This is a genomic window from Streptomyces composti (assembly GCF_012034205.1).
Lineage (GTDB): Bacteria > Actinomycetota > Actinomycetes > Streptomycetales > Streptomycetaceae > Streptomyces > Streptomyces composti.
The window spans coordinates 1-23,325 of the sequence record NZ_JAATEM010000034.1; the positions used below are offsets into that span (position 1 = coordinate 1).

The 23,325-nt window shown below is 72.1% G+C and carries 23 protein-coding genes and 1 pseudogene; 14 read left to right on the plus strand and 10 right to left on the minus strand.

Going from position 1 to position 23,325, the window contains the following annotated elements; all coding sequences use genetic code 11:
- Positions 1 to 268 precede the first annotated feature (268 nt).
- A complete protein-coding gene (locus tag HCJ93_RS24560; RefSeq protein ID WP_167997991.1) occupies positions 269 to 2,041 on the minus strand; it encodes an acetyl/propionyl/methylcrotonyl-CoA carboxylase subunit alpha in 1,773 nt (590 codons plus the stop codon).
- A gap of 365 nt (positions 2,042 to 2,406) precedes the next feature.
- Between HCJ93_RS24560 and HCJ93_RS24565 the strand changes: the two genes are divergently transcribed.
- Positions 2,407 to 2,934: a hypothetical protein gene (locus tag HCJ93_RS24565; protein ID WP_167997992.1), complete on the plus strand. Its 528-nt coding sequence runs from the start codon at positions 2,407 to 2,409 to the stop codon at positions 2,932 to 2,934.
- Here HCJ93_RS24565 and HCJ93_RS24570 read toward each other — a convergent pair.
- The 4 genes from HCJ93_RS24570 to HCJ93_RS24580 form a co-directional block, all read right to left on the minus strand.
- Positions 2,903 to 3,523, minus strand: a complete 621-nt coding sequence (locus tag HCJ93_RS24570; protein WP_167997993.1) for a Maf family protein — start codon at positions 3,521 to 3,523, stop codon at positions 2,903 to 2,905. The two genes, HCJ93_RS24565 and HCJ93_RS24570, sit on opposite strands and share 32 nt — an antisense overlap.
- A gap of 31 nt (positions 3,524 to 3,554) precedes the next feature.
- Positions 3,555 to 3,683, minus strand: a complete 129-nt coding sequence (gene mmpB, locus HCJ93_RS29915) for a morphogenic membrane protein MmpB (protein ID WP_277350767.1) — start codon at positions 3,681 to 3,683, stop codon at positions 3,555 to 3,557.
- Between the two features lie 146 nt (positions 3,684 to 3,829).
- Positions 3,830 to 4,039: an acyl-CoA carboxylase epsilon subunit gene (locus tag HCJ93_RS24575; protein ID WP_167997994.1), complete on the minus strand. Its 210-nt coding sequence runs from the start codon at positions 4,037 to 4,039 to the stop codon at positions 3,830 to 3,832.
- A 17-nt stretch (positions 4,040 to 4,056) separates the two neighbouring features.
- Positions 4,057 to 5,646 carry an acyl-CoA carboxylase subunit beta gene (locus tag HCJ93_RS24580; RefSeq protein WP_167997995.1) on the minus strand — a complete coding sequence of 530 codons (1,590 nt, stop codon included), beginning with the start codon at positions 5,644 to 5,646 and terminating at the stop codon, positions 4,057 to 4,059.
- A 110-nt stretch (positions 5,647 to 5,756) separates the two neighbouring features.
- On the opposite strand from HCJ93_RS24580, the gene HCJ93_RS24585 reads away from it, so the two are divergent.
- Together HCJ93_RS24585 and HCJ93_RS24590 are read left to right on the plus strand one after the other, a co-directional pair.
- The gene (locus tag HCJ93_RS24585; RefSeq protein ID WP_167997996.1) at positions 5,757 to 6,626 is read left to right on the plus strand and encodes a biotin--[acetyl-CoA-carboxylase] ligase; all 870 of its coding nucleotides are present in this window, start codon (positions 5,757 to 5,759) and stop codon (positions 6,624 to 6,626) included.
- A gap of 192 nt (positions 6,627 to 6,818) precedes the next feature.
- The gene (locus HCJ93_RS24590) at positions 6,819 to 7,940 is read left to right on the plus strand and encodes an adenylate/guanylate cyclase domain-containing protein (protein ID WP_167997997.1); all 1,122 of its coding nucleotides are present in this window, start codon (positions 6,819 to 6,821) and stop codon (positions 7,938 to 7,940) included.
- Here HCJ93_RS24590 and HCJ93_RS29920 read toward each other — a convergent pair.
- Complete coding sequence (locus HCJ93_RS29920) at positions 7,937 to 8,566, minus strand: hypothetical protein (RefSeq protein ID WP_167997998.1); 630 nt, start codon at positions 8,564 to 8,566, stop codon at positions 7,937 to 7,939. The two genes, HCJ93_RS24590 and HCJ93_RS29920, sit on opposite strands and share 4 nt — an antisense overlap.
- Positions 8,567 to 8,783: 217 nt before the next feature.
- Here HCJ93_RS29920 and HCJ93_RS24600 point away from each other — a divergent pair, with 217 nt between their 5' ends.
- From HCJ93_RS24600 to hutH, 3 genes are all read left to right on the plus strand, one after another.
- A complete protein-coding gene (locus HCJ93_RS24600) occupies positions 8,784 to 9,584 on the plus strand; it encodes an enoyl-CoA hydratase/isomerase family protein (protein WP_167997999.1) in 801 nt (266 codons plus the stop codon).
- Positions 9,585 to 9,665: 81 nt separating this feature from the next.
- Positions 9,666 to 10,817, plus strand: a complete 1,152-nt coding sequence (locus tag HCJ93_RS24605; RefSeq protein WP_167998000.1) for a GGDEF domain-containing protein — start codon at positions 9,666 to 9,668, stop codon at positions 10,815 to 10,817.
- 89 nt (positions 10,818 to 10,906) lie between these two features.
- Positions 10,907 to 12,445: a histidine ammonia-lyase gene (gene hutH / locus HCJ93_RS24610; RefSeq protein WP_167998041.1), complete on the plus strand. Its 1,539-nt coding sequence runs from the start codon at positions 10,907 to 10,909 to the stop codon at positions 12,443 to 12,445.
- Between the two features lie 264 nt (positions 12,446 to 12,709).
- On the opposite strand, the gene HCJ93_RS24615 is transcribed toward hutH, so the two are convergent.
- Complete coding sequence (locus tag HCJ93_RS24615; RefSeq protein WP_167998001.1) at positions 12,710 to 13,054, minus strand: hypothetical protein; 345 nt, start codon at positions 13,052 to 13,054, stop codon at positions 12,710 to 12,712.
- 109 nt (positions 13,055 to 13,163) lie between these two features.
- Here HCJ93_RS24615 and HCJ93_RS24620 point away from each other — a divergent pair, with 109 nt between their 5' ends.
- The 3 genes from HCJ93_RS24620 (at position 13,164) to HCJ93_RS24630 (ending at position 18,812) form a co-directional block, all read left to right on the plus strand.
- Complete coding sequence (locus HCJ93_RS24620) at positions 13,164 to 13,499, plus strand: hypothetical protein (protein WP_167998002.1); 336 nt, start codon at positions 13,164 to 13,166, stop codon at positions 13,497 to 13,499.
- A gap of 364 nt (positions 13,500 to 13,863) precedes the next feature.
- Complete coding sequence (locus HCJ93_RS24625; RefSeq protein ID WP_167998003.1) at positions 13,864 to 15,114, plus strand: L,D-transpeptidase; 1,251 nt, start codon at positions 13,864 to 13,866, stop codon at positions 15,112 to 15,114.
- Between the two features lie 419 nt (positions 15,115 to 15,533).
- Positions 15,534 to 18,812 (plus strand): S8 family peptidase, encoded by a 3,279-nt coding sequence (locus HCJ93_RS24630; protein WP_167998042.1) that lies wholly within the window; start codon positions 15,534 to 15,536, stop codon positions 18,810 to 18,812.
- A 98-nt stretch (positions 18,813 to 18,910) separates the two neighbouring features.
- Here the strand turns inward: HCJ93_RS24630 and HCJ93_RS24635 are convergent, their stop codons facing one another.
- A complete protein-coding gene (locus tag HCJ93_RS24635) occupies positions 18,911 to 19,225 on the minus strand; it encodes an ATP-binding protein (RefSeq protein ID WP_373563611.1) in 315 nt (104 codons plus the stop codon).
- Between HCJ93_RS24635 and HCJ93_RS29660 the strand changes: the two genes are divergently transcribed.
- The 4 genes and pseudogenes from HCJ93_RS29660 to HCJ93_RS24650 all read left to right on the plus strand — a co-directional run bounded on the left by HCJ93_RS29660 (position 19,131) and on the right by HCJ93_RS24650 (position 19,895).
- On the plus strand, positions 19,131 to 19,337 hold the full coding sequence (locus HCJ93_RS29660; protein WP_373563612.1) for a Scr1 family TA system antitoxin-like transcriptional regulator: 207 nt from the start codon (positions 19,131 to 19,133) through the stop codon (positions 19,335 to 19,337). The genes HCJ93_RS24635 and HCJ93_RS29660 overlap by 95 nt on opposite strands.
- Positions 19,309 to 19,380, plus strand: a pseudogene (locus HCJ93_RS30260) (DUF397 domain-containing protein); the annotation flags it as partial. The gene HCJ93_RS29660 and the pseudogene HCJ93_RS30260, both read left to right, overlap by 29 nt.
- A gap of 89 nt (positions 19,381 to 19,469) precedes the next feature.
- Positions 19,470 to 19,586, plus strand: coding sequence for a DUF397 domain-containing protein (locus tag HCJ93_RS30265; protein WP_373563613.1), 117 nt, complete (start codon positions 19,470 to 19,472; stop codon positions 19,584 to 19,586).
- Positions 19,587 to 19,715: 129 nt separating this feature from the next.
- Positions 19,716 to 19,895 (plus strand): hypothetical protein, encoded by a 180-nt coding sequence (locus tag HCJ93_RS24650; protein WP_167997990.1) that lies wholly within the window; start codon positions 19,716 to 19,718, stop codon positions 19,893 to 19,895.
- Between the two features lie 317 nt (positions 19,896 to 20,212).
- On the opposite strand, the gene HCJ93_RS24655 is transcribed toward HCJ93_RS24650, so the two are convergent.
- Together HCJ93_RS24655 and HCJ93_RS24660 are read right to left on the minus strand one after the other, a co-directional pair.
- A complete protein-coding gene (locus HCJ93_RS24655) occupies positions 20,213 to 20,674 on the minus strand; it encodes an SRPBCC family protein (protein ID WP_167998005.1) in 462 nt (153 codons plus the stop codon).
- 125 nt (positions 20,675 to 20,799) lie between these two features.
- Complete coding sequence (locus tag HCJ93_RS24660) at positions 20,800 to 21,918, minus strand: hypothetical protein (protein WP_167998006.1); 1,119 nt, start codon at positions 21,916 to 21,918, stop codon at positions 20,800 to 20,802.
- Positions 21,919 to 22,138: 220 nt separating this feature from the next.
- On the opposite strand from HCJ93_RS24660, the gene HCJ93_RS24665 reads away from it, so the two are divergent.
- Positions 22,139 to 23,296, plus strand: coding sequence for a cystathionine gamma-synthase (locus HCJ93_RS24665; RefSeq protein ID WP_167998007.1), 1,158 nt, complete (start codon positions 22,139 to 22,141; stop codon positions 23,294 to 23,296).
- Positions 23,297 to 23,325 lie beyond the last annotated feature (29 nt).

Sequence of the window (23,325 nt, forward strand, 5' to 3'; positions counted from 1 at the left end):
GGCACAGTCGAGAGCCGCATTCCCACCGGGCTGTGGGCGGCAGGCACAGTCGAGAGCCGCACTCTCACCGGGCTGTGGGCGGCAGGCACAGTCGAGAGCCGCACTCTCACCGGGCTGTGGGCCTCAGGCACAACCGAACGCGCACCGCCACCGGGCCGCAGCCGAGCCATCGAGCGCGCCGCCACCGGGCCGTGAAACGCGGACCCCCGCCCGGCCGCAAGCTGTGCGGCCAGGCGGGGGCAGGGCCGAGGCCCGGGCCAGGGCCAGGTCAGTCCTTGATCTCGCAGATGGCCGCACCGGACGTCACCGACGCGCCCACCGTTGCGTTCAGGCCCTTGATCGTGCCGGACTTGTGGGCGTTCAGCGGCTGCTCCATCTTCATCGCCTCGAGGACGACGACCAGGTCACCTTCCTTGACCTCCTGGCCCTCCTCCACGGCGACCTTCACGATGGTGCCCTGCATCGGCGACGCCAGCGTGTCACCCGAGGCGACCGGACCGGACTTCTTCGCCGCCCGGCGCTTCGGCTTGGCACCGGCAGCCAGGCCCGTCCGCGCGAGCGACATGCCCAGGGACGCCGGCAGCGAGACCTCCAGGCGCTTGCCGCCGACCTCGACGACCACCGTCTCCCGGCCCGGCTCGTCCTCCACCGCCGCCTCCGCGGGCGCGGCGAACGGCTGGATCTCGTTGACGAACTCCGTCTCGATCCACCGCGTGTGCACCGTGAACGGCTCGTCGGACCCCGTCAGCTCCGGCGCGAACGCCGGGTCCTTCACGACCGCCCGGTGGAACGGGATGGCCGTGGCCATGCCCTCGATCTGGAACTCCGCCAGCGCCCGCGACGCCCGCTGCAGCGCCTCCTCACGGGTACGCCCGGTCACGATCAGCTTCGCCAGCAGCGAGTCCCAGGCAGGCCCGATCACACTGCCGGACTCCACACCCGCGTCGAGCCGCACACCCGGCCCCGACGGCGGAGCGAACTTCGTGACCGTCCCCGGCGCCGGCAGGAAGTTGCGCCCCGGGTCCTCACCGTTGATGCGGAACTCGATGGAGTGCCCCCGCACCGGCGGGTCGTCGTACCCCAGCTCCTCGCCGTCGGCGATGCGGAACATCTCCCGCACCAGGTCGATCCCCGTGACCTCCTCCGTCACCGGGTGCTCGACCTGCAGCCGCGTGTTGACCTCGAGGAAGGAGATCGTGCCGTCCGAGCCGACCAGGAACTCCACGGTGCCGGCACCGACGTAGCCGGCCTCCTTCAGGATGGCCTTGGACGCCCGGTACAGCTCGGCCACCTGCTCATCGGAGAGGAACGGCGCCGGCGCCTCCTCGACCAGCTTCTGGTGCCGCCGCTGCAGCGAGCAGTCACGCGTGGAGACCACGACCACATTGCCGTGCTTGTCGGCCAGGCACTGCGTCTCCACGTGCCGCGGCTTGTCCAGGTACCGCTCCACGAAGCACTCGCCGCGCCCGAACGCGGCCACGGCCTCACGCACCGCGGAGTCGTACAGCTCGGGAACCTCTTCGAGCGTGCGCGCGACCTTCAGACCGCGGCCACCGCCGCCGAACGCAGCCTTGATCGCGATGGGGAGCCCGTGCTGCTCGGCGAAGGCCACGACCTCCTCGGCGCCCGAGACCGGGTCGGGCGTGCCGGCGACCAGCGGGGCGCCGGCCCGCTGGGCGATGTGCCGCGCCGCGACCTTGTCACCCAGATCGCGGATCGCCTGCGGCGGCGGGCCGATCCAGATCAGCCCCGCGTCGATGACCGCCTGGGCAAAGTCCGCGTTCTCGGACAGGAACCCGTAGCCGGGGTGGATCGCGTCCGCGCCCGACTCACGTGCCGCCTTCAGCACCTTGTCCATGTCGAGGTAACTGGTCCCGGGGGTGTCACCGCCCAGGGCGAACGCCTCATCCGCGGCGCGGACATGCAGAGCGTCCCGGTCCGGGTCCGCGTAGACGGCCACGCTCGCGATCCCGGCGTCCCGGCAGGCCCGGGCGACGCGGACAGCGATTTCGCCACGGTTGGCGATGAGCACCTTGCGCACGATTGAGGCTCCCTCCTTGAAACAAGCCGAGTTTAGGGACTGCCGACACGGCACTTCGACCCGTCCCCAATGGTGAGCTTGCCCACACGGAGCGTGATTCGAGGCTCGCTCGACCCGCGAAATCCCTTGTCGCACCACGGGTACGCAGGACTCCCTCGGCAAACCCTAGCCGCCCCGTGTGGTCAAGGTCTCTGTGAGGGCGTGCTGCGGCCCACTCCGTTTCTTTGTGGAGTCCCTACGAATGGCCCAATGGTTCTTTGCCCGCGCAGGAACCCTTGTCCCCAGGTTTACCCGTTAGTAGCGTGCGGGTCGGCCCGAACATACTCGGGGTAACCACAGTCGTGCTCGGAAGTGGGTGGGGACCGGTGGTACGCAGACCGGTGGCGTGGATCGTGGCGGTCGTGCTGTTCGCCGAGGCGCTCGGCATCGCCGCCGTGAACTGGTTCCTCGGGGTCGTCGTCGACCGTCAGGACATGTCGCTGGCCGGTCTGGACCCGGACATGATGTCGGTGTCCTCGAAGATCGGCGGGGTCGTCTTCGGGCTCTACTTCGCCCTGTGCGGCCTGGTGGCCCTGCTGGTGGCGCTGCGCGACCGTGCGCCCGCCGGGCTCGGCCGGGTGCTGCTGATCAGCGCGGCGGTGGTGCACGGCCTGCTGGGCGCCTTCGCCTGGGGGCTGCTCGGCCCGGCCGAGTTCCTGTTCATGGTGGTGATGCTGGGGCTCATCGTGCTGCTGCTGATGACCTACGACCGTCCCCAGCAGCCCGCGGGGCCCGCCGACGCGGTCCCCGGGGGCGGCGCCGGCGGCAGCACGGGCGGTCCGGGCGGCACGGACGACGGCAGGGCCGGGGACGGCTCGCCGGTCACTCCTCCGGCGGCGCCCACAGCTCGGTGATGCCGACGCCCACCTCGGCCATCAGCCTGCGCACCAGCGGCAGGCTGATGCCGATCACATTGCCGTGGTCGCCGTCGATGCCGTCGATGAACGGGGCCGAGCGGCCGTCCAGGGTGAACGCCCCGGCGACGTGCAGCGGTTCGCCGGAGGCGACATAGGCGGCGATCTCCTCGTCCGTGGGCTCGCCGAAGCGGACCACGGTGGAGGCGGTGGCGGAGGCGTAGCGGCCGCTGAGGGTCTCGTAGACGCAGTGGCCGGTCTGCAGGACACCGGCCCGTCCCCGCATGGACTTCCAGCGCGCGGTGGCCTCCTCGGCGTCGGCGGGCTTGCCGAGGGCCTGTCCGTCCAGCTCGAGCACCGAGTCGCAGCCGATCACGATGGCGCCCTTGACCTCGGGCCTGGCGGCGACCACCGAGGCCTTCGCCTCGGCCAGGGCGAGCGCCAGCTCGGCCGGGGTGGGGGCGGTGACGGCGTCCTCGTCGACTCCGCTGACGACCACCTCGGGGTCGAGTCCGGCCTGGCGGAGCAGTCCCAGCCGGGCGGGCGAGGCGGAGGCGAGCACGAGGCGGCGGCGCGGCTGATCAGTCATGCGGTCAGCGTATCGGCGTCCCCCGGATGCCTCACCTCACGCCGATCACCAGCATGGTCAGCACCATGGCCAACGCCATGAGAACGCCGAGCCGCCGCAGCATCGCCTGCGTGTTGCGCAGTTCCTCGGGCGGTTCGTTCTCGGGGTCGGACCACAGCATGCACCCAGCCTGCGGCTTCGGGGGTGCGGGGCGCCTGAGTAGGCGTACTCAAATCACCGGCCGCGGAGGGCCCTCGCACGGCGTTCTCACCGGATGCGCGGTGTTCGCGGGGCGGGGCGCCGTGCGCCCCGCCCCGCGGCTGGCGGTCAGGCCGGCCAGTACGTGCGGGTCCAGGACGCCGGGCCCGGCTGCGGCAGATGGCCCGCCGCGATCCGGGAGGGGTCGGACCACGCGTCGCGAGGAGCGGGCGCGCCGGACGGCTCGGCGGAGGCCGCCGCGGCGCGGGCCCTCACCACCGCCAGGGCGGCGGCGAGCTCCTCCGGTGTCGGGTTGCCCCGTACGACCTTGATCGTCACAACGGCTCCTTGGGTCCTTACAGGGGGATGTTGCCGTGCTTCTTCGGGGGCAGGGATTCCCGCTTGGTCCGTAGCTGACGCAGGCCCCGGACGATGTGGCGGCGGGTCTCGGACGGCATGATCACCGCGTCGACGTAACCGCGCTCGGCGGCGACGTAGGGGTTGAGGAGGGTGTCCTCGTACTCCTGCATCAGCCGGGCGCGGGTCGCCTCGGGGTCGTCCGCCTCGGCGATGGTGCGGCGGTGCAGGATGTTGACCGCGCCCTGCGCGCCCATCACGGCGATCTGGGCGGTGGGCCAGGCCAGGTTGAGGTCGGCGCCCAGGTGCTTGGAGCCCATGACGTCGTAGGCGCCGCCGAACGCCTTGCGGGTGATCACGGTGATCAGCGGGACCGTCGCCTCGGCGTAGGCGTAGATCAGCTTGGCGCCGCGCCGGATGATGCCGTCGTGCTCCTGGTCGACCCCGGGCAGGAAGCCGGGGACGTCGACGAAGGTCAGCACCGGGATGTTGAAGGCGTCGCAGGTGCGCACGAAGCGGGCGGCCTTCTCCGAGGCCTGGATGTCCAGGCAGCCGGCGAACTGCATCGGCTGGTTCGCCACGATGCCGACCGGGTGGCCCTCGACGCGGCCGAAGCCGGTGACGATGTTCGGGGCGAACATCGGCTGGGTCTCGAAGAACTCGGCGTCGTCGAGGACGTGCTCGATGACGGAGTGCATGTCGTAGGGCTGGTTCGCCGAGTCCGGGACGATCGTGTCCAGCTCCAGGTCCTCGTCGGTGACCGTGAGGTCGGCCTCCTCCGGGAAGGACGGGGGCTCGGAGAGGTTGTTCGACGGCAGGTAGCTCAGAAGCTGCTTGACGTACTCGATCGCGTCCTTCTCGTCGCCGGCCATGTGGTGGGCGACGCCGGAGGCGGTGTTGTGGGTGCGGGCGCCGCCGAGCTCCTCGAAGCCGACGTCCTCGCCGGTGACGGTCTTGATGACGTCGGGGCCGGTGATGAACATGTGGCTGGTCTGGTCGACCATGATCGTGAAGTCGGTGATCGCCGGGGAGTAGACCGCGCCGCCCGCGCAGGGGCCGACGATCAGGCTGATCTGCGGGATCACACCGGAGGCGTGGGTGTTGCGGCGGAAGATCTCGCCGTACGCACCGAGCGATGCGACGCCCTCCTGGATGCGGGCGCCGCCGGAGTCGTTGATGCCGATGACCGGGCAGCCGGTCTTCAGCGCGAAGTCCATGACCTTGACGATCTTCTGGCCGTAGACCTCGCCGAGGGCTCCGCCGAAGACGGTGAAGTCCTGGGAGAAGACGGCGACGGGGCGGCCGTCGACGGTGCCGTAGCCGGTGACGACGCCGTCGCCGTAGGGGCGGTTGGCGTCGAGGCCGAAGTTGGTGGAGCGGTGCCGGGCGAACTCGTCCAGTTCGACGAAGGAGCCCTCGTCGAGCAGGAGGTCGATCCGCTCACGGGCCGTCAGCTTGCCCTTGGCGTGCTGCTTCTCGACGGCGCGTGCGGAGCCGGCGTGCGTCGCCTCTTCGATACGGCGCTGCAGATCCGCGAGCTTGCCCGCGGTCGTGTGAATGTCAGGCTGCTGCTCTTCCGGCTCGGACATCGGGATGCGGCTCCCTGCCTGCTCAAAAGGGGGGACGGTTACTCATCCGTAGCGTAGTGGGGTGCCTTGACATCGGCAGTGCGGTCTTTGCCACACCTATCGTGGCTTGCATGACGCCGCGAGATGCAGCAGAGAACAGCAGTCCCTGGTCCGATCTCGACCGGCCTCCGCTGAACGTGGCCGCGCTGCGGCGGGGGCTGGTGCGGGAGGGGAGCCTGTGGTCCGAGGTGGACGTGGTGCAGCGCACGGGGTCGACGAACTCGGATCTGGTGGAGCGGGCGCTGAAGGGGGAGGCCGGCGAAGGGGCCGTGCTCGTCGCCGAGGAGCAGACGGCGGGGCGGGGGCGCCTCGACCGGCAGTGGAGCGCGCCGGCGCGGTCCGGGCTGTTCTTCTCCGTGCTGCTGAGGCCCGGGGAGGGTGTGCCGGTGGAGCGGTGGGGGTGGCTGCCGCTGCTGACCGGGGTCGCGGTGGCGGCGGGGCTGTCGCGGGCGGCCGGGGTGGACACGGCGCTGAAGTGGCCCAACGACCTGCTGGTGAAGGTGGGGGGAGAGGAGCGCAAGGCGGGCGGGATCCTGCTGGAGCGGGCCGGTGACGGCGGTGTGGTGATCGGCGTCGGGATCAACGTCACGCTGCGGGAGGCGGAGCTGCCGGTGCCGACGGCGGGGTCGCTGGCGCTGGCGGGGGCGGTGAGCACGGACCGGGAGACGCTGCTGCGCGGGGTGCTGCGGTCGCTGGACGACTGGTACGGGCGGTGGCGGGCGGCCGGGGGCGACGCGGGGCTGTGCCGGCTGCAGGAGGCGTACGCGGCGGGGTGCGCGACGCTGGGGCGCAGGGTGCGGGCGGAGCTGCCGGGGGAGCGGTCCGTGGTGGGCGAGGCCGTCGCCATCGACTCCGACGGCCGCCTCGTCCTCGCCACCCGCGAGGGCCTCCGCGAACCGGTGGGCGCCGGTGACATCGTCCACTTGCGCCCGGCCGGCTGAGGGCGGGCCTCTGCGGGGCGCAGCCCGGATGCGAGCCGGCGCCGGCGATGCGCGGATACGCGCAACCCCGAGAGGCACGTGCACCCCCGTGCCTCACCCCTGCTCGCCCGGACCGAGTGAGCTGGCGCACACCTGCCGTAGAGTTATGGCCGGTCGATACATGGCCGTGGCAGATCGGAAGGGCAGCAACGCGTGACCGTCGACGACTCGGGTTCCGGCACGGACGCGCAGGGCGCCGACACCGGTGAGGATCCGCTCGCTCTGCGCCTCGAACAGCTCATTCTGGGCGCCGAGCGCCGTTACACCCCGTTCCAGGCGGCCCGCAGCGCCGGCGTCACCATGGAACTCGCCACCCGCTTCTGGCGAGCCATGGGCTTCGCCGACGTCGGCCAGGCCAAGGCCCTCACCGAAGCCGACGTACTCGCCCTGCGGCGTCTCGCCGGTCTCGTGGAGGCGGGCCTGCTGAGCGAGGCCATGGCCGTACAGGTCGCCCGCTCCACCGGCCAGACCACCGCCCGCCTGGCCGAGTGGCAGATCGATTCCTTCCTCGAGGGCCTGACCGAGCCGCCCGAGCCGGGCATGACCCGCACCGAGGTGACCTACCCGATCGTCGAGCTGCTCCTGCCCGAGCTGGAGGAGTTCCTGGTCTACGTCTGGCGCCGCCAGCTCGCCGCCTCGGCCGGCCGCGTGGTGCAGGGAGCCGACGACGAGGAGATGGTGGACCGCCGCCTGGCCGTCGGCTTCGCCGACCTCGTGGGCTTCACCCGCCTCACCCGGCGGATGGAGGAGGAGGAGCTGGGCGAGCTGGTCGAGGCCTTCGAGACCACGGCCGCCGACCTGGTGGCGGCTCGCGGCGGCCGGCTCATCAAGACGCTGGGCGACGAGGTGCTGTACGCCGCCGACGACGCGGGGACGGCTGCCGAGATCGCGCTCCGCCTGATCGAGACGATGGCGAACGACGAGACCATGCCGGAGCTGCGGGTCGGGATGGCCTTCGGCACCGTGACCACCCGTATGGGCGATGTGTTCGGTACGACGGTGAACCTGGCCTCCCGGCTCACCTCGATAGCTCCCCGGGACGCCGTCCTGGTGGACACCGCGTTCGCCGAGGAGCTGATCCGTACCGGTGACGCCCCCGCCTCCGAGGCGGCCGCGGCGGAGGCGGCGGCTGCCGCGGAGAAGGAGGGGGAGGAGCCGCCGGCGTACCGGTTCGCCCTGCAGCCGATGTGGCAGCGTCCGGTGCGCGGTCTGGGTGTGGTGGAGCCCTGGCTGCTCACCCGTCGCGACTCCGCCCCGCCTTCGTCGGCCTCCTAGCCTCCGAGTCCGAGGTCGAGTCCCAGGCCGCCGCCCAGGCAGAGGCCGAGCAGCGGTACGCAGAGCCCTCGGCTGCCGTCTCCGCCGGTTCCGGGTGTGTCGTCGGTGGGTGGTGGTGGAGGCGTCGACGGGGCGTGAGGCGGGGCAGGGGGTCCCGGGGCCGGGCGGCGGTCCTGGGGTGGTGCCGGGTGCGTGGGGGATGCGGGCGCAGGCGTGTCCGGGCCGGAGGGCGGGGTTGTGCCGGGCGGGGGCGCTGAGGCGCGCTGCTTCGGTTCGGTGGCTTCCGGGAGTGGTGTGGAGTCCTTGGCGCCCAGGGCGGTGGGGGAGGTCGGGCGTGGCCGGGCGGGGCGGGGTGTGCCGGGGCGGTCCGGGGACGACGAGGGGGCCGCGGAGGGGCTGAGGGTCACCGCGGGGGTGACGGGGGTGGCCCCGATGGCGGTGTCCGCGGGGCCGGGGGTGGTGGCCAGGCGTACGACGCTCATCGCGCCCATGGCCAGCGCCAGGCCGCCCGCGGCCACCAGGGCCTTGCGGTGGCGGGGCCGGCGGTGGCGGCCGCGGATGCGGGTGGTGAAGCGGAGGCGCACGGGTGGACGCTGGGTCGTGCGCTGTGGTGTGTCCGTGGTCATCGCGATCCCCTCCCCTGCGAACGCGCCCCCGAGTGCGCCCGCCGTGCTGCGCACGCTAGGCCTTCGGCGGGGCGGTGGGGCCGGGAGTCGTCCGACGTCACTCGAACGGGTGGACGGGGGGTGATCGGGGAACCGGGCGTACGCCCTTTTCCCGGCGGACGCGGCCTGCGATGATCGGAACGGCAAACTTGTTAACACACGTTAACCGGAGGGTGTCATGAGCGAGGAGCGGTTCGGGGAGTTCGTGCTGGTGCGGCGGCATGAGGAGGGGCATGTCGCGGAGCTGGTCCTCGACCGGCCCAAGGCCATGAACGCCGTGTCGACCGAGATGGCCCGGTCCATCGCCGGGGCGTGTGCGGCGCTGGGCGCGGACCGCGGGGTGCGGGTGGTGGTGCTGACCTCCTCGCACGAGCGGGCGTTCTGCGTGGGTGCGGACCTGAAGGAGCGGAACTCGTTCAGCGACGCCGATCTGGTGCGCCAGCGGCCGGTGGCGCGGAGTGCGTACACGGGTGTGCTGGAGCTGCCGATGCCGACGGTGGCGGCGGTGCACGGGTTCGCGCTGGGCGGCGGCTTCGAGCTGGCCCTGTCCTGCGATGTGATCGTGGCGGACCGTACGGCGGTGGTGGGGCTGCCCGAGGTCTCCGTGGGGGTGATCCCGGGCGGTGGCGGTACGCAGTTGCTGCCGCGGCGGGTGGGGGCCGCGCGGGCGGCCGAGCTGATCTTCACCGCGCGGAGAGTGGAGGCGCAGGAGGCCCGTGAGCTGGGTCTCGTGGATCAGCTGGTGGAGGAGGGCCGGGACCGGGAGGAGGCCCTGAGCCTGGCCGCGCGGATGGCCGCGAATTCGCCGGTGGGCCTGCGTGCCGCCAAGCGGGCCCTGCGCCTCGGGCACGGGATCGACCTGCCGGCCGGGCTGGAGATCGAGGACGCCGCCTGGCGCTCGGTGGCCTTCTCCGGGGACCGGGCGGAGGGTGTGGCGGCCTTCAACGAGAAGCGGAAGCCGCAGTGGCCTGGTGAGTGACGGAGTTCGGCAGGCGGTGGCATGCGACCCTTTCGCCCGATTTGAGCCCCTTTCCTGCGTAAACCTCCCTAGCCTGGAGGAATGGGTGAGGACAGCCGGCTGACGGCGGTGGTGGCGCTGGCCCAGAGCATGGCCGCGGCGCAGAACGCGCGGGAGGCCTGGAAGGCGGCGGCCACCGGCGCCCGCCGCGCCCTCGGCGGCAGCTTCGCCGCCCTCTCCGTGTGGGAGCGGGAGCTCGGCCGGCTGCGTGTCCTGGTGAACGTCGGTGAGCTGGCCGAGGGGGAGGAGGAGTTCCCCGAGGACGAGTCCTACCCGGTGCATCAGTTCGCCGAGATCACCGAGTTCCTGCACGAGCGGTGGGCCGGCGGCGGTGAGCCGGACGCCTGGGTGGAGACGGCCGAGGGGACGGCGGCCGGACGGCAGGGCTACTGCCATCAGAGAGTGGCCGCGCTCCGCCGCCGGGGCCGGGGCTGCTGCGTGGTGGCCCCGATCGTGCTGCACGGGCGGGCCTGGGGGGAGCTGTATGTGGCCCGGCCGGTCGGTGCGCCCGTCTTCAGGCGGAGCGATGCGGATTTCGCGACGGTTCTCGCGGCCGTGGTGGCGGCGGGCATCGCGCAGACGGAGCGGCTGGAGGAGGCCCGGCGGCTGGCGTTCACCGATGCACTGACCGGGCTGGCCAACCGGCGGGCCGTGGACGCGCGGCTGGACGAGGCCATCGAGCGGCACCGGCGCGACGGCACCGTGGTCAGCCTGGTGGTGTGCGACGTCAACGGGCTGAAGCGGGTGAACGACACGCTCGGGCATGCCGTGGGGGACCGGCTCCTGGAGCGTTTCGGGACCGTGCTGTCGCTGTGCGGGGCCACGCTGCCGGGCGCGCTGGCGGCGCGGCTCGGCGGGGACGAGTTCTGTCTGCTCGCGGTGGGCCCGCCGGCGGACGAGGTGGTCAAGGCGGCCGACCAGGTGTGCCGCAGGGCCGTCGAGCTGGGACTCGGGGACGGGGTGGCCTGTGGCGTGGCGTCCACGGGGGATCCGATCGGACCGGTGCACTCGGCGCGCAGGCTGTTCCGGCTGGCCGACGCGGCGCAGTACCGGGCCAAGGCGCAGCGCCTGGACCATCCGGTGGTGGCCGGACGGGAGGGCCCCGACGATCCCGTGGTGCGGCTCGCGGACGAGCCGGTGGGCGAGGCGGGCGACGGGGAGCGGCGGCGCTTCCGCGGACGCCACGCGCCCTGACGGGGCCGTGCGACCGGATCGGTAAGGGGTGAACCCCGCTCCCAGTGGTGACAGTTTGGAATTCACTGCGTACGCTCCTGAATATGGATATGCACACTGTGGTGGTGGGGACGTCCGGCGTGACCGCGTCCGACGTGCTCGCCGTGGCGCGCGGCGGTGCCCGCATCGAACTGTCGGCCGAGGCGGTGGCAGCGCTCGCCGCGTCCCGGGAGATCGTGGACGCGCTGGCCGCCAAGCCGGACCCGGTCTACGGGGTGAGCACCGGCTTCGGCGCCCTGGCGACCCGGCACATCAGCCCCGGACTGCGCGCTCAGCTGCAGCGCAACATCGTCCGCTCGCACGCCGCCGGCATGGGTCCCCGGGTGGAGCGCGAGGTCGTACGGGCCCTGATGTTCCTCCGGCTGAAGACCGTCTGCTCCGGGCACACCGGCGTACGGCCCGAGGTCGCGCAGACCATGGCCGATGTGCTGAACGCCGGCATCACCCCGGTCGTGCACGAGTACGGCTCCCTCGGCTGCTCCGGCGACCTGGCCCCGCTGTCCCACTGCGCCCTGACGCTGATGGGCGAGGGCGAGGCGGAGGGACCCGACGGCACCGTGCGGCCCGCCGCCGAACTGCTGGCCGAGCACGGCATCCAACCCGTCGAGCTGCGCGAGAAGGAGGGCCTCGCCCTGCTCAACGGCACCGACGGCATGCTCGGCATGCTGGTCATGGCCCTCGCCGACCTGGAGACCCTGTACAAGTCCGCCGACGTCACCGCCGCCCTCACCCTCGAGGCGCTGCTCGGCACCGACAAGGTCCTCGCCCCCGAGCTGCACGCCATCCGCCCGCACCCCGGCCAGGCCGCGAGCGCCGCCAACATGCTGGCCGTGCTGAAGGGTTCGGGGCTGACGGGGCATCACCAGGACGACGCCCCCCGGGTCCAGGACGCCTACTCCGTGCGCTGCGCCCCGCAGGTGGCGGGCGCCGGACGGGACACCATGGCGCACGCCCGCACGGTCGCCGAGCGCGAACTGGCCTCCGCCGTCGACAATCCGGTGGTGCTGCCCGACGGCCGGGTGGAGTCCAACGGCAACTTCCACGGCGCCCCGGTCGCCTATGTGCTGGACTTCCTCGCCGTCGCCGCCGCCGACCTCGCCTCCATCACCGAGCGCCGCACCGACCGGCTGCTGGACAAGAACCGCAGTCACGGACTGCCGCCGTTCCTCGCCGACGACGCCGGTGTGGACTCCGGGTTGATGATCGCCCAGTACACGCAGGCCGCGCTGGTGAGCGAGATGAAGCGGCTGGCCGTGCCCGCGTCGGCGGACTCCATCCCGTCCTCCGCGATGCAGGAGGACCACGTGTCCATGGGCTGGTCGGCGGCGCGCAAGCTGCGTACGGCGGTCGGTGATCTGGCGCGGGTCATCGCGGTGGAGCTGTACGCGGCCACCCGGGCGGTGGAGCTGCGCGAGGGCCTCACGCCCGCGCCCGCGACGCGGGCCGTCATCGAGGCCGTGCGGGAGGCGGGGGTCGCGGGTCCGGGGCCGGACCGCTATCTGGCGCCGGATCTCGCCGCGGCGGAGGCGTTCGTCCGGGAGGGGCGTCTGATCGCGGCCGTGGAGAAGGTCACCGGGCCGCTGCGGTGAGGTGATGCCCCGTCGTCCGCCGTACCGGGGTCTCGCGGCGGGGTCCGCGGGGCCCCGGCGGTCGTCAGGGGGGTGTCCGGCGGTCGTCAAGGGGGCCGGCGGTCGTCAAGGGGGCCGGCGGTGGTCAAGGGGGAGGCGTACTGCCGGTCGGCGGATGCGAGTTGTACGGGGCGCGTGAGCCGGGGTGGTTCGGGCGCACGGGCCAGGGAAGTACGCGGGGCGCGTCAGCCGGGAGAGTTGAGCGGGGCGCGGGGCGCGCGGGGGCTAGGAGTCGAGGCGTTCGCGGCGGATCGAGTAGGTGACGAAGGCCGCGCCGAAGGCGAGGAAGGACGTGCCGCCGAGTATGTACGGGGTGCTGTCGAAGGAGCCCGTCGCGGCGAGGCGGGCGTCCTCCCGGTCGGTGCCGCTCTGCCCGGCCCCGGCCTCCTCGGCGCTGTTCAAGGGGGCGGACGCCGCTCGGCCCTGCTCGGTGACCTGCGGCGAGGGGCTGGTCGTGGCCGCCGGCTCCGCGGATTCCGAGGTCGCGTTGGCGGACGGGACGAACCACAGGGCGCACAGCAGGGTGCCCGCGGCGGTGGCGGTCAGCAACGGACGGGCGGCGGATGACACGGAATATCGATCCCCTTGTGGCGCTGGCGAATTGGCCGTGTGGGGCGATGTTAGTGAAAGTCGCGGGTCACAGGAAAGTCACGGGAGCCTCCGGCCGTACGCTCCGGGCATGACTACTCCAGAGACGTCAGGGTTTGTCCGCATTCGCCTCGAGGTCGTGCTCCAGATCGACGACGAGGGCGCGGTGACCGAGGCCGCGCTGCGCAGGATCGCCGAGGACGAGGGCATGCCGGAGGCGGAGCGGGCGCATGCCCAGAGCGCTGTGACGGAGGACACGGCCGAGGCCCTCGCCTATCTGGTGGACCCGTTGGATCTGGTGGGCGAGGTACCGGGGGTGGAACTGCAGCAGGCTTCCTGGACGAGCGAGCGGATCGACTACGACCCGGACTCGCCGGAGTGGGATCTCGGCGAGGATGATGGCGGCGACGAGCCCTACGACGACTGACGGGACGGACGTCCGAAGCGACAGGACGGCTGACAGGAGTCCGACGGCTCCGGGACGGCCATGAGTGAGGCCCGGACCTTCGCCCGCGGTGACGGCGGCGCGGCGGTCCGCCGGCCGGTTGGGGAAATCGTGACCCGTGGCGGCAACCGCCGCCGGGCACACGACGTCTCTAGCGGCGCGCGGACCGACTGCCGCACCGTCCGCCACGGCGGACGTGGTGAGCCCCACACCCACGGGCCGTGGGGAACGGGATCAATCGGTCGTAGCGTTGAACGTTATGGCGGGGTCTTCTCGGGCCGGGCGTGCACCGGGACGGGAGGCCCGCGGGGGACCTGGGGAATCGGCAACGATGGAGAAGCGTGTGATGACGGACGGTAAGCGGCGCAGGGGTCTGATGGCCGCGTCCGCTCTGCTCGGCGGAGTGCTGGTGCTCTCGGGCTGCTCCGGCGGCGACGACAAGGGCTCCGGCGACGGGGGGAACGGCGACTCGCAGTCCCAGGTCGACGAGGCCGCCGCCAAGAAGTCCTCCGAGGCACAGATCAAGATCACGCCGAAGGACGGCTCGACCAACGCCTCCATCAACAAGGCGGCCACGGTGACCGTGGCCAAGGGCACGCTCACCGAGGTGAAGCTGACCACCGCCGACGGCAAGCCCGTCGAGGGGCAGATATCGGCGGACAAGAAGAGCTGGAAGCCCTCCGTCCAGCTGGAGCGCGCCACCACCTACAAGCTGTCGGTCACCGCCGAGGACTCCGAGGGCCGCGCCGCCCACGAGAACGCCTCGTTCACCACCGTGTCCCCGGCCAACAGCTTCATCGGCACCTTCACCCCGGACGACGGCACCACGGTCGGTGTCGGCATGCCGGTGTCGATCAACTTCGACAAGGCGATCACCAACAAGGCCGCGGTGCAGAAGGGGATCACCGTCACCAGCACCAGCGGTCAGGAGGTCGCCTGCCACTGGTTCAACGCCAACCGCATGGACTGCCGCCCGGAGCAGTACTGGCAGGAGGGCTCCACCGTGACCCTCAAGCTGGCGCTCGACGGGGTCGAGGGCGCCGAGGGCGTCTACGGCGTGCAGCAGAAGACGGTCACCTTCAAGATCGGCCGGAACCAGGTCTCCTACGTCGACGCCAAGACCAAGCAGATGAGGGTCACGCGGGACGGCAAGACCATCCGGACCATCCCGATCTCCGCCGGCTCGCCCGAGAACAAGACGTACGAGGGCCAGATGGTGATCTCCGAGAAGTTCAAGGAGACCCGGATGAACGGCGCGACCGTCGGCTTCACCGACGACGACGGCGAGGGCGAGTACGACATCAAGGACGTGCCGCACGCCATGCGCCTGAGCACCTCCGGCACCTTCATCCACGGCAACTACTGGGGCGCCAAGTCCATCTTCGGCAACGTCAACACCAGCCACGGCTGTGTGGGCCTGCAGGACGTCAAGGGCGCCAACGACCCGAACACGCCGGGCGCCTGGTTCTACAACAACTCGCTCATCGGCGACGTGGTCGTCGTGCAGAACACCGGCGACAAGACCATCGCCCCGGACAACGGCCTCAACGGCTGGAACATGAGCTGGGAGCAGTGGAAGGCGGGCTCCGCCGTCTGACGCCAGGCCCCTCCCGGTCTCCCTGAACCGCCGTCCGCCCGTGAAGGGCGGGCGGCGGTTCGCATGGCCGACCCACCGTCAGGGGCACGCCGGAAAGACGTTGCGGACCTCCGACGCGCCGTCAGCCGCATACCCCGGAACGACTGGCAGCAGAGCCCCAACCCGGCGATTGCGTAACGGAGTTGCGGCGACCGCGTTGCGGCCGACCGGCGACTTGGCGACATTGTCCACAGCCCTTGAGGCGCTTGATCACCCCTGGCGATACTGCGTGATCCGGGGGGTGCGCGCAGGCGTACGAGACCACCCCCGGCCGGGTGAGGGGACTCCACCCGGGTCATTCGCCAGGGGGATACGTGCGCAGACAAGTGAACAGACCACGCGCGGCCGCCACCGCGGCGGCCGTGGCGCTGCTGGTGGGGATGGCCGGGCCCGCGTCGGCGACCGGCCCGGCCGACGGGGCCGGCGAGGCGCAGCGGCGGGCCGGCGCGCAGCGGCAAGGCGCCGTCTCGACGGGGGTCGTCAAGCACCGCGTCACGCTCATCACGGGCGACCGGGTCGCCGTCGACGCCAAGGGCCGCGTCGTCGGCGTGGAACGCGCCGAGGGACGCGAACGCATACCCGTCCAGATCCGCCGGGTGGGCGGCCACACCTATGTGATGCCCACGGACGTCGTCCGTCTCGTCCTCAGCGGCAAGCTGGACCGGCGGCTCTTCGACGTCACGGAGCTGACCAGGGCCGCGGTCCGCGGCGCCCACAAGCGGGGTCTCAAGGTCATCGTCGGGTACAAGGGCGGGGCGCGGTCGGCGAAGGCGGAGGTGCGGGACGCCGGCACCCTGCGCCGCACCCTGAAGACTCTCAACGCCGACGCCGTGCAGACCCCGCACCGGGACACGTCCGAACTGTGGAAGGCGGTCACCGACGGCGACCGGACCGCCTCCGGCATCGACCGTGTCTGGCTGGACGGGGTCCGCAAGGCCCACCTCGACACCTCGGTCGGGCAGATCGGCACGCCCAAGGCGTGGTCCGCCGGGTACGACGGCAAGGGCGTGAAGATCGCAGTCCTGGACACCGGGGTGGACGCCAAGCACCCCGATCTGAAGAACAAGGTGATCGCCGCCAGGAACTTCACCTCCTCCCCGAACGCCGGTGACAAGGTCGGTCACGGCACGCATGTCGCCTCGATCGCGGCCGGCAGCGGCGCCAGGTCCGGCGGGAGGTACAAGGGCGTGGCCCCCGGTGCGAAGATCCTCAACGGCAAGGTGCTCGACGACGACGGCTTCGGCGACGACTCGGAGATCCTGGCCGGCATGGAGTGGGCGGTCCAGCAGGGCGCCGATGTGATCAACATGAGCCTGGGCGGTCCCGACTCGCCCGACATCGACCCGCTGGAGGCGGCGGTTGACCGGCTCACCGCCGAGAAGGGCGTCCTGTTCGCCGTCGCGGCCGGCAACTCCGGCCCCGAGTCGCTCGGTTCGCCCGGCACCGCCGACGCGGCCCTCACCGTCGGCGCCGTCGACGGCAAGGACAGGCTCGCCGACTTCTCCTCCACCGGACCGCGCCTCGGCGACGGAGCCGCCAAGCCGGACGTGACCGCCCCCGGCGTGGACATCACGGCCGCCTCCGCCCGGGGCAACGCCATCGCCCGGGAGGAGGGCGAGAAGCCGGCCGGCTACATGACGATCTCCGGTACGTCGATGGCGACCCCGCATGTCGCGGGCGCCGCGGCGATCCTCAAGCAGCAGCACCCGCAGTGGCGGGCGACGGAGCTGAAGGCCGCACTCGTCGCGTCCGCCAAGGGAGGGAGGTACACGCCGTTCCAGCAGGGCACCGGCCGCGTGCAGATCGACAAGGCGGTCAGGCAGACCGTGGTCGCCGAGCCGGTCTCGCTGGGCTTCGGCGTCCAGCAGTGGCCGCACACCGACGACAGGCCCGTCACTAAGAAGCTCACCTACCGCAACTCCGGCACCAAGGACGTCACCCTGAAGCTGACGGCGTCCGCGACCGGCCCGAAGGGCAAGGCCGCCCCGGCCGGGTTCTTCCGCCTGGGCGCGAAGACGCTGAAGGTCCCGGCCGGCGGTGAGGCCTCCGTCGGTCTCACGGTGAACACCAGGCTCGGCGGCAAGCTCGACGGCGCGTACGCGGCGGTGGTGAGCGCCACGGGCGGGGGCCAGAGCGTGCGCACCGCCGCCCACGTCATGCGGGAGGTCGAGTCCTACGACGTCACGTTCCGGCACATCGGCCGGGACGGCCGCGCGCCCGCCGACCACTTCACCTCACTGTTCGGCTACGCGGGCCTTGGCCACGGCCGGCAGTTCCAGGTGCCGCCCACCGAGAAGGGCACGACCACGCTGCGTCTGCCCAAGGGCACCTACGCCCTCGACTCCGTGATCAAGAAGGACCCGGAGACGGCCGGGCGGGGCCTGGACTGGACGATCCAGCCGAAGCTGGCCGTCACCAGGAAGACGACCGTGACGATCGACGCCCGCAAGACCAGGGCCGCGGACATCACCGTGCCCGACGCGAAGGCCAAGCCCCGCTCCGCGTCGATCAGCTATGTGCTCCACGCCGGGGACGGCGGCCTGATCAACGGCTACGACGCCGCCTCCTTCGCCGAGCTGCGGCTGGCCCACCTCGGCCCCCAGGTCACGGGCCTCACCCAGACCTGGAGCGGCCACTGGACCAAGGACGCCTCCGCCGACTACATCGTGGCGGCCAGCGCCCGGGTGAAGAAGATCCAGGGCCACAAGGTCAAGCACTACAAGGCCGGCGAACTCGCCACGGTCAAGCACCGCCTCGGCGCGCCGACCGCGGGCAAGACCGGTGCGGTCACCGCGTTCGGCGAGTTCGCCGACGACTGGGTGGTGGGCGGGGGAGTCGAGCAGAAGCTGCCCGCCACGCGCACCCAGTACCTGTCCACCTCGGACAAGGTCCGGTGGGCCTTCGCCTTCCAGCAGTACTCCGGCGCCCGCGACGACGAGGGTTATCCGGTCCCGGACGCCGAGTACTCCGAGACGGAGCTGCGGACCCTCAAGCCGGCGAAGAAGTACACCAAGACCTTCAACACGGCGGTCTTCGGCCCCCGCCTGAACGCCGACTCCGGCCTCTTCCGGGAGGACAACACGATCTACGGGCGGCTCCCGCTGTTCGCCGACGGTCAGGGCCACTTCGGTCAGTCGCAGGTCACCTCGGCCACCACGACCCTCTACCGCAACGGCAAGAAGGTCGGCTCCACCGACGATCCGCTGTTCGGTGAGGCCGCGTTCACGGTGCCGTCCGGTGACGCCGCCTACCGGCTGACCACATCGGTGAAACGCAGCGTCAAGGTCGCCGCCGCCTCCACCCGTATCGACGCGAGCTGGACCTTCCGCTCGAAGAAGCCCGCGGACCTCGCCCAGCTCCCCGCCTCCACGGTCCGCTTCCAGGCGGCCACGGGCCTCGACAGCAGGGTCCCGGCCGGCAGGAAGACGACCTTCCCGGTCAAGGTCGAGGGCTCCGCCCGCGGCAAGAACCTCAAGTCCCTCTCCGTCCATGTCTCCTACGACTACGGCAAGACCTGGAAGAAGATCCCGGTGAAGAAGGGCAGGATCACCGTGAAGAACCCGGCCAAGGGCAAGGCCGTCTCCTTCCACGCCAAGATCACCGACAAGAGGAACAACAAGTCCACGATCTCGATCTACAACGCGTACTACGGCAAGTAGCCCTGCTGCTGGGGTCACTTGACCACGCGGCCCTCCCGGCGGCTCGTCCCCCGGGAGGGCCGCTGCGCGCGTGCGGGGGAGGGGCGACCGGCGATCCTTCACAGAGAGGGTGGTCCCAACTCGCACCAGACCGTCTTCCGGTCCGTCCCCTGGTCCACGCCCCAGCGGAGCGCCGTCGCGCCGACCAGGGCGAGGCCGCGGCCGGACTCGTCCGTGGCGGTGGCTGCTGTCAGGACGGGCAGTGTGCGCGGGTCCGGGTCGGTGACCTCCACACGGGTGTGGCCGGTGACCGTGGGGGCGACGCGGACGGTGACGCGAGTGCCCTCGCCGAGGTCGTCGATGACGTTGGTCAGCAGCTCGGTGTACAGCGGCGACACCATCGACGATCCAGCTCTCGTACGGCAGTACCGCAAGTCGTACGATCGCCTCAGGGCCGTCGCGCTGTCACCGGAGGCGTCCCCGGCCAGGATCAAGGCTGCGGCAGAGGATTGCCGACATGGCGAGCAACCGGATCGACCTGAGTGAAGCGCTCTGGAGCAAGAGCAGCCACAGCAACGGCGACGGCGGGGATTGCGTGGAGATCGCCAGTGACTTTCCCGGCGCCGCCTCTGGCGCAAGTCGAGCTACAGCAACGGAAACGGGGGTGACTGCCTCGAGGTGGCCGACGGAGTCCCCGGTGTCGTCCCCGTGCGGGATTCCAAGGTCGCCGACGGGCCCGTGCTGATGCTCTCCGCCCGCGCCTGGGGGCCCTTCGTCGAGGGGCTCAAGGGATAGCGTGCGCATCCCGGCGGCGTCGGATCGAACCCCTCAACGGCCGCCGCGTTCACATCTCGCTGCTCTGATCCGTCATACCGGCGAGCGACGCACTCCGCGCGCTCGGCGGACCCGGCCCGAGGAGCGGTCATGACAGCAACCATGGGACCTCCGGCCGGTCTGGTCGCGGACATGGCGAGGCCCCGGCTGTACGACCAGCGTTCACTGGCCGTCCCCTGTGCCGGGGCGCTGGGCCGGCGCCCGCGCCCCGCCCTGCCGCTCCCGCTGCCGGGCAAAGGGGGCCGCGCCCACCGGGCGGGGCCGACCTGACGCCGGACGGCGCGCTGCTGGGCGAGCGGACCTGGGAGGACTTCGTGGTCGAGCGGTCGCCGGGACCGGTTCGGTCACTTCGACCGGCTCAGCTTCCGGGACCGGCTCGTCCGCCTCAGCCCGTTGAGGCACCGCGTCAGGGCCGAACCGCCTCGGGCACCGCTCAGGGCTCGGTTGCCCGGTCACCCCGGCCGGTTCGCTCGCCGTTCGGGCTCGGCCGACCGCTTCCCACTCGCCCGGTCCGGCCGCGGAGAAACAGCCCTCTGGGAGGTGACCGGCAGCCGCCGGGTGGGCCGGAGCCGGGCAGGTCCGGCCGGTCAGACTCCTGCCCGCTCCACCGAGGCGGCGATGTCGTCCAGGTCCTTGGCGATCGCCTTGCGCACCGCGCCCGCGCCGAACCTGCCGAGCAGCCGGGCCAGCAGGTTCGGGCGGCCGGTCGGTGTGCCCGTGAAGGTCATGCGGACCGTGGTGGCCGAGGAGCCGTCCGGGCGCAGGTCCCACTCGGAGACGTAGCGCATGCCGTGGGACTCGGCCTCCACCACGTAGCGCTGGGCCGGAGTGCAGGCCGTGACCCACATCTCCTCGGTGGCCTCCTTGCCCATCATGCGCCGGGTCTCCCGCCAGCGCGTGCCGACGCCGAAGGGCCCCGGGGTGAGCACCTCCACCTTGGTGACGCCCTTGAGCGTGCGTTCCATGCCCTTGAGGTTGGTCAAGGCCTCCCACACCCGCTGCGGGGGTGCGGCCATCCGCCGTTCGACGGCGACGCTGCTGCCGGTCATGGAACCCATCAAAGCACCGGCCGCTGACAACGGCCCGGCGGCGGACAGCGGGGGACTCGGCGAGCGGCCCGGCGGATGGACGGGTACGTCGGCGGGCGAGCTGTCCGGGCAGGTCGCCGGAGCCGTCAGTGGGGGAGGGTCGCCGGGCTGCCGCCGTTCGCCTCGTACCCGGCCACCGCCAGGGCCCGGTACACCGCGAACTCGGCGGCCGGGTCCTGGGACAGCGTCCACGGCAGGGCGCCGACGTGGCCGTCGACGTGTATCAGCTGGCTCATCGCCTCGGCCCAGCGCTCACTGCGCACCAGGAAGAAGACCAGCATGTGCCGCACATGCGCCAGCATCGGATCGTCGGGCCGGGCCGAGTGCACCGCGTGCAGCGCGCCGTGGATCGCCTTGGTCACGACCTCGCTCTGGTAGAAGCCGCTGACCAGGTTCACCTCGGGCAGGTGCTCGAACACCGCGAACAACGGCATCGCCGCCAGCAGCGAACCCTCCGGGGCCCGCGCCGCCGCGGACTCCGCGAACGAGTAGGCCAGCTGCTTCGAGCCGTGCCACTTCTCGCACCAGTAGTGCAGGGCGGCCAGGTGGGCACCCATGTGGTTCGGCGCGCGGTCCAGGATCTTCAGCCAGAGCTGCTCGAAGTCCTTGTGCTCGTAGCCCAGTCCGCGGGCCACCGAGAGCTCGACGATGTACGGGATCGGATCGCCCGGCGCCAGCAGCGCCGCCTCACCGCACGCCGCCTTGGCCTCCTCCATGATGATCCGGAACTCGTCCGTCCCGGGTGCCGCCGTGCGCCACGCCTGCTGCACCAGGAACTCGGCGTGCACGGCCGCTCCGCCCGCGTCCTTGGGCGCCTCGGCCCGCCAGGCGCGCAGCCACTGCCCGCCCGGCGCCCCGTCCGCCCCGCCCGGCCGCTGCTGGAGCTCCAGCGAGGCGGCGCCGGCGAAGGCCTGCACACGCTGCCAGCGCAGCTCGCCCTCCGCCTCGGTGCCCGCCAGCAGCTGCTGGGCCGCGCGGTAGTCCTGCGTGCGCTGCACCACGTCCAGGACGTCCAGCAGGTCCTGGTCGGGGCCGGGCAGCCGGATGTCCAGCTCCTCGGTGGGGATGAAGCCGTAGTTCGCGGGGTCTGCCGCGTCCGGGTGGTCGGGGGTGACCAGACCGACCGCGCCGCGCCGGCGACGCAGCACGGGAAGCAGCACGAAGCTGAGCATGACCAGCGCGATCAGCACCCACAGAATTTCCATGCCTCAAGCGAACCAGACCGCGTCCACACTTGGCCAACGTGGGTGCCGGACCTGTGGAAAACTCCCTCCCCGGCCCGGTGCGGCGCGCCCGGCAGCCGCCCGCCGTGACACCCGCGCCGCCCGGCGGCCGGCCCGGCCTCCTCGCGCCCGGCACCGCCCCGGCCCCCGCCCCGGGGCCGATCCGGGCGCCTGCCCCGTCGGCGCACTACCCTCGGACCCCATGAGCGACAGGCACATCAGTCAGCACTTCGAGACGCTCGCGATCCACGCGGGCAACACCGCCGACCCCCTGACGGGCGCGGTCGTCCCGCCGATCTACCAGGTGTCCACCTACAAGCAGGACGGCGTCGGCGGCCTGCGCGGCGGCTACGAGTACAGCCGCAGCGCCAACCCGACCCGTACCGCGCTGGAGGAGAACCTCGCCGCCCTCGAGGGCGGCCGCCGCGGCCTTGCGTTCGCGTCCGGACTGGCGGCCGAGGACTGCCTGTTGCGTACGCTGCTCAGCCCGGGTGACCACGTGGTGATCCCCGACGACGCCTACGGCGGCACGTTCCGTCTCTTCGCGAAGGTGGTCGCCCGCTGGGGCGTGGAGTGGTCGGTGGCCGACACCTCGGACCCGGCCGCCGTGCGCGCGGCGCTCACCCCCAGGACCAGGATCGTGTGGGTGGAGACCCCGTCCAACCCGCTGCTCGGCATCACCGACATCGCGGCGGTCGCCCAGATCGCCCGGGACGCGGGCGCCCGCCTCGTCGTCGACAACACCTTCGCCACGCCCTATCTGCAGCAGCCGCTGTCGCTCGGTGCGGACGTCGTCGTGCACTCCCTGACCAAGTACATGGGCGGACACTCCGACGTGGTCGGCGGTGCGCTGATCACGGCAGACGCGGAGCTGGGCGAGGAGCTGGCCTTCCACCAGAACGCGATGGGCGCGGTCGCCGGGCCGTTCGACTCCTGGCTGGTGCTGCGCGGCACCAAGACGCTGTCGGTGCGCATGGACCGGCACAGCGAGAACGCCGCCAGGGTCGCCGAGATGCTCACCCGGCACCCGCGGGTGACCAGCGTGCTGTACCCGGGGCTGCCCGACCACCCCGGTCACGAGGTCGCCGCCAAGCAGATGCGGTCCTTCGGGGGCATGGTCTCCTTCCGCGTGGAGGGCGGCGAGGAGGCGGCCGTCGAGGTCTGCAACCGGGCCCGGGTCTTCACCCTCGGCGAGTCGCTGGGCGGTGTGGAGTCGCTGATCGAGCACCCCGGCCGGATGACGCACGCCTCCGCGGCCGGCTCGGCGCTGGAGGTGCCGGCCGACCTGGTGCGGCTGTCCGTGGGCATCGAGAACGTCGACGACCTGCTCGAGGACCTGCAGCAGGCGCTGGGCAAGTAGCGCCCGGCTCACCGGGCGGGCTGCGCCCG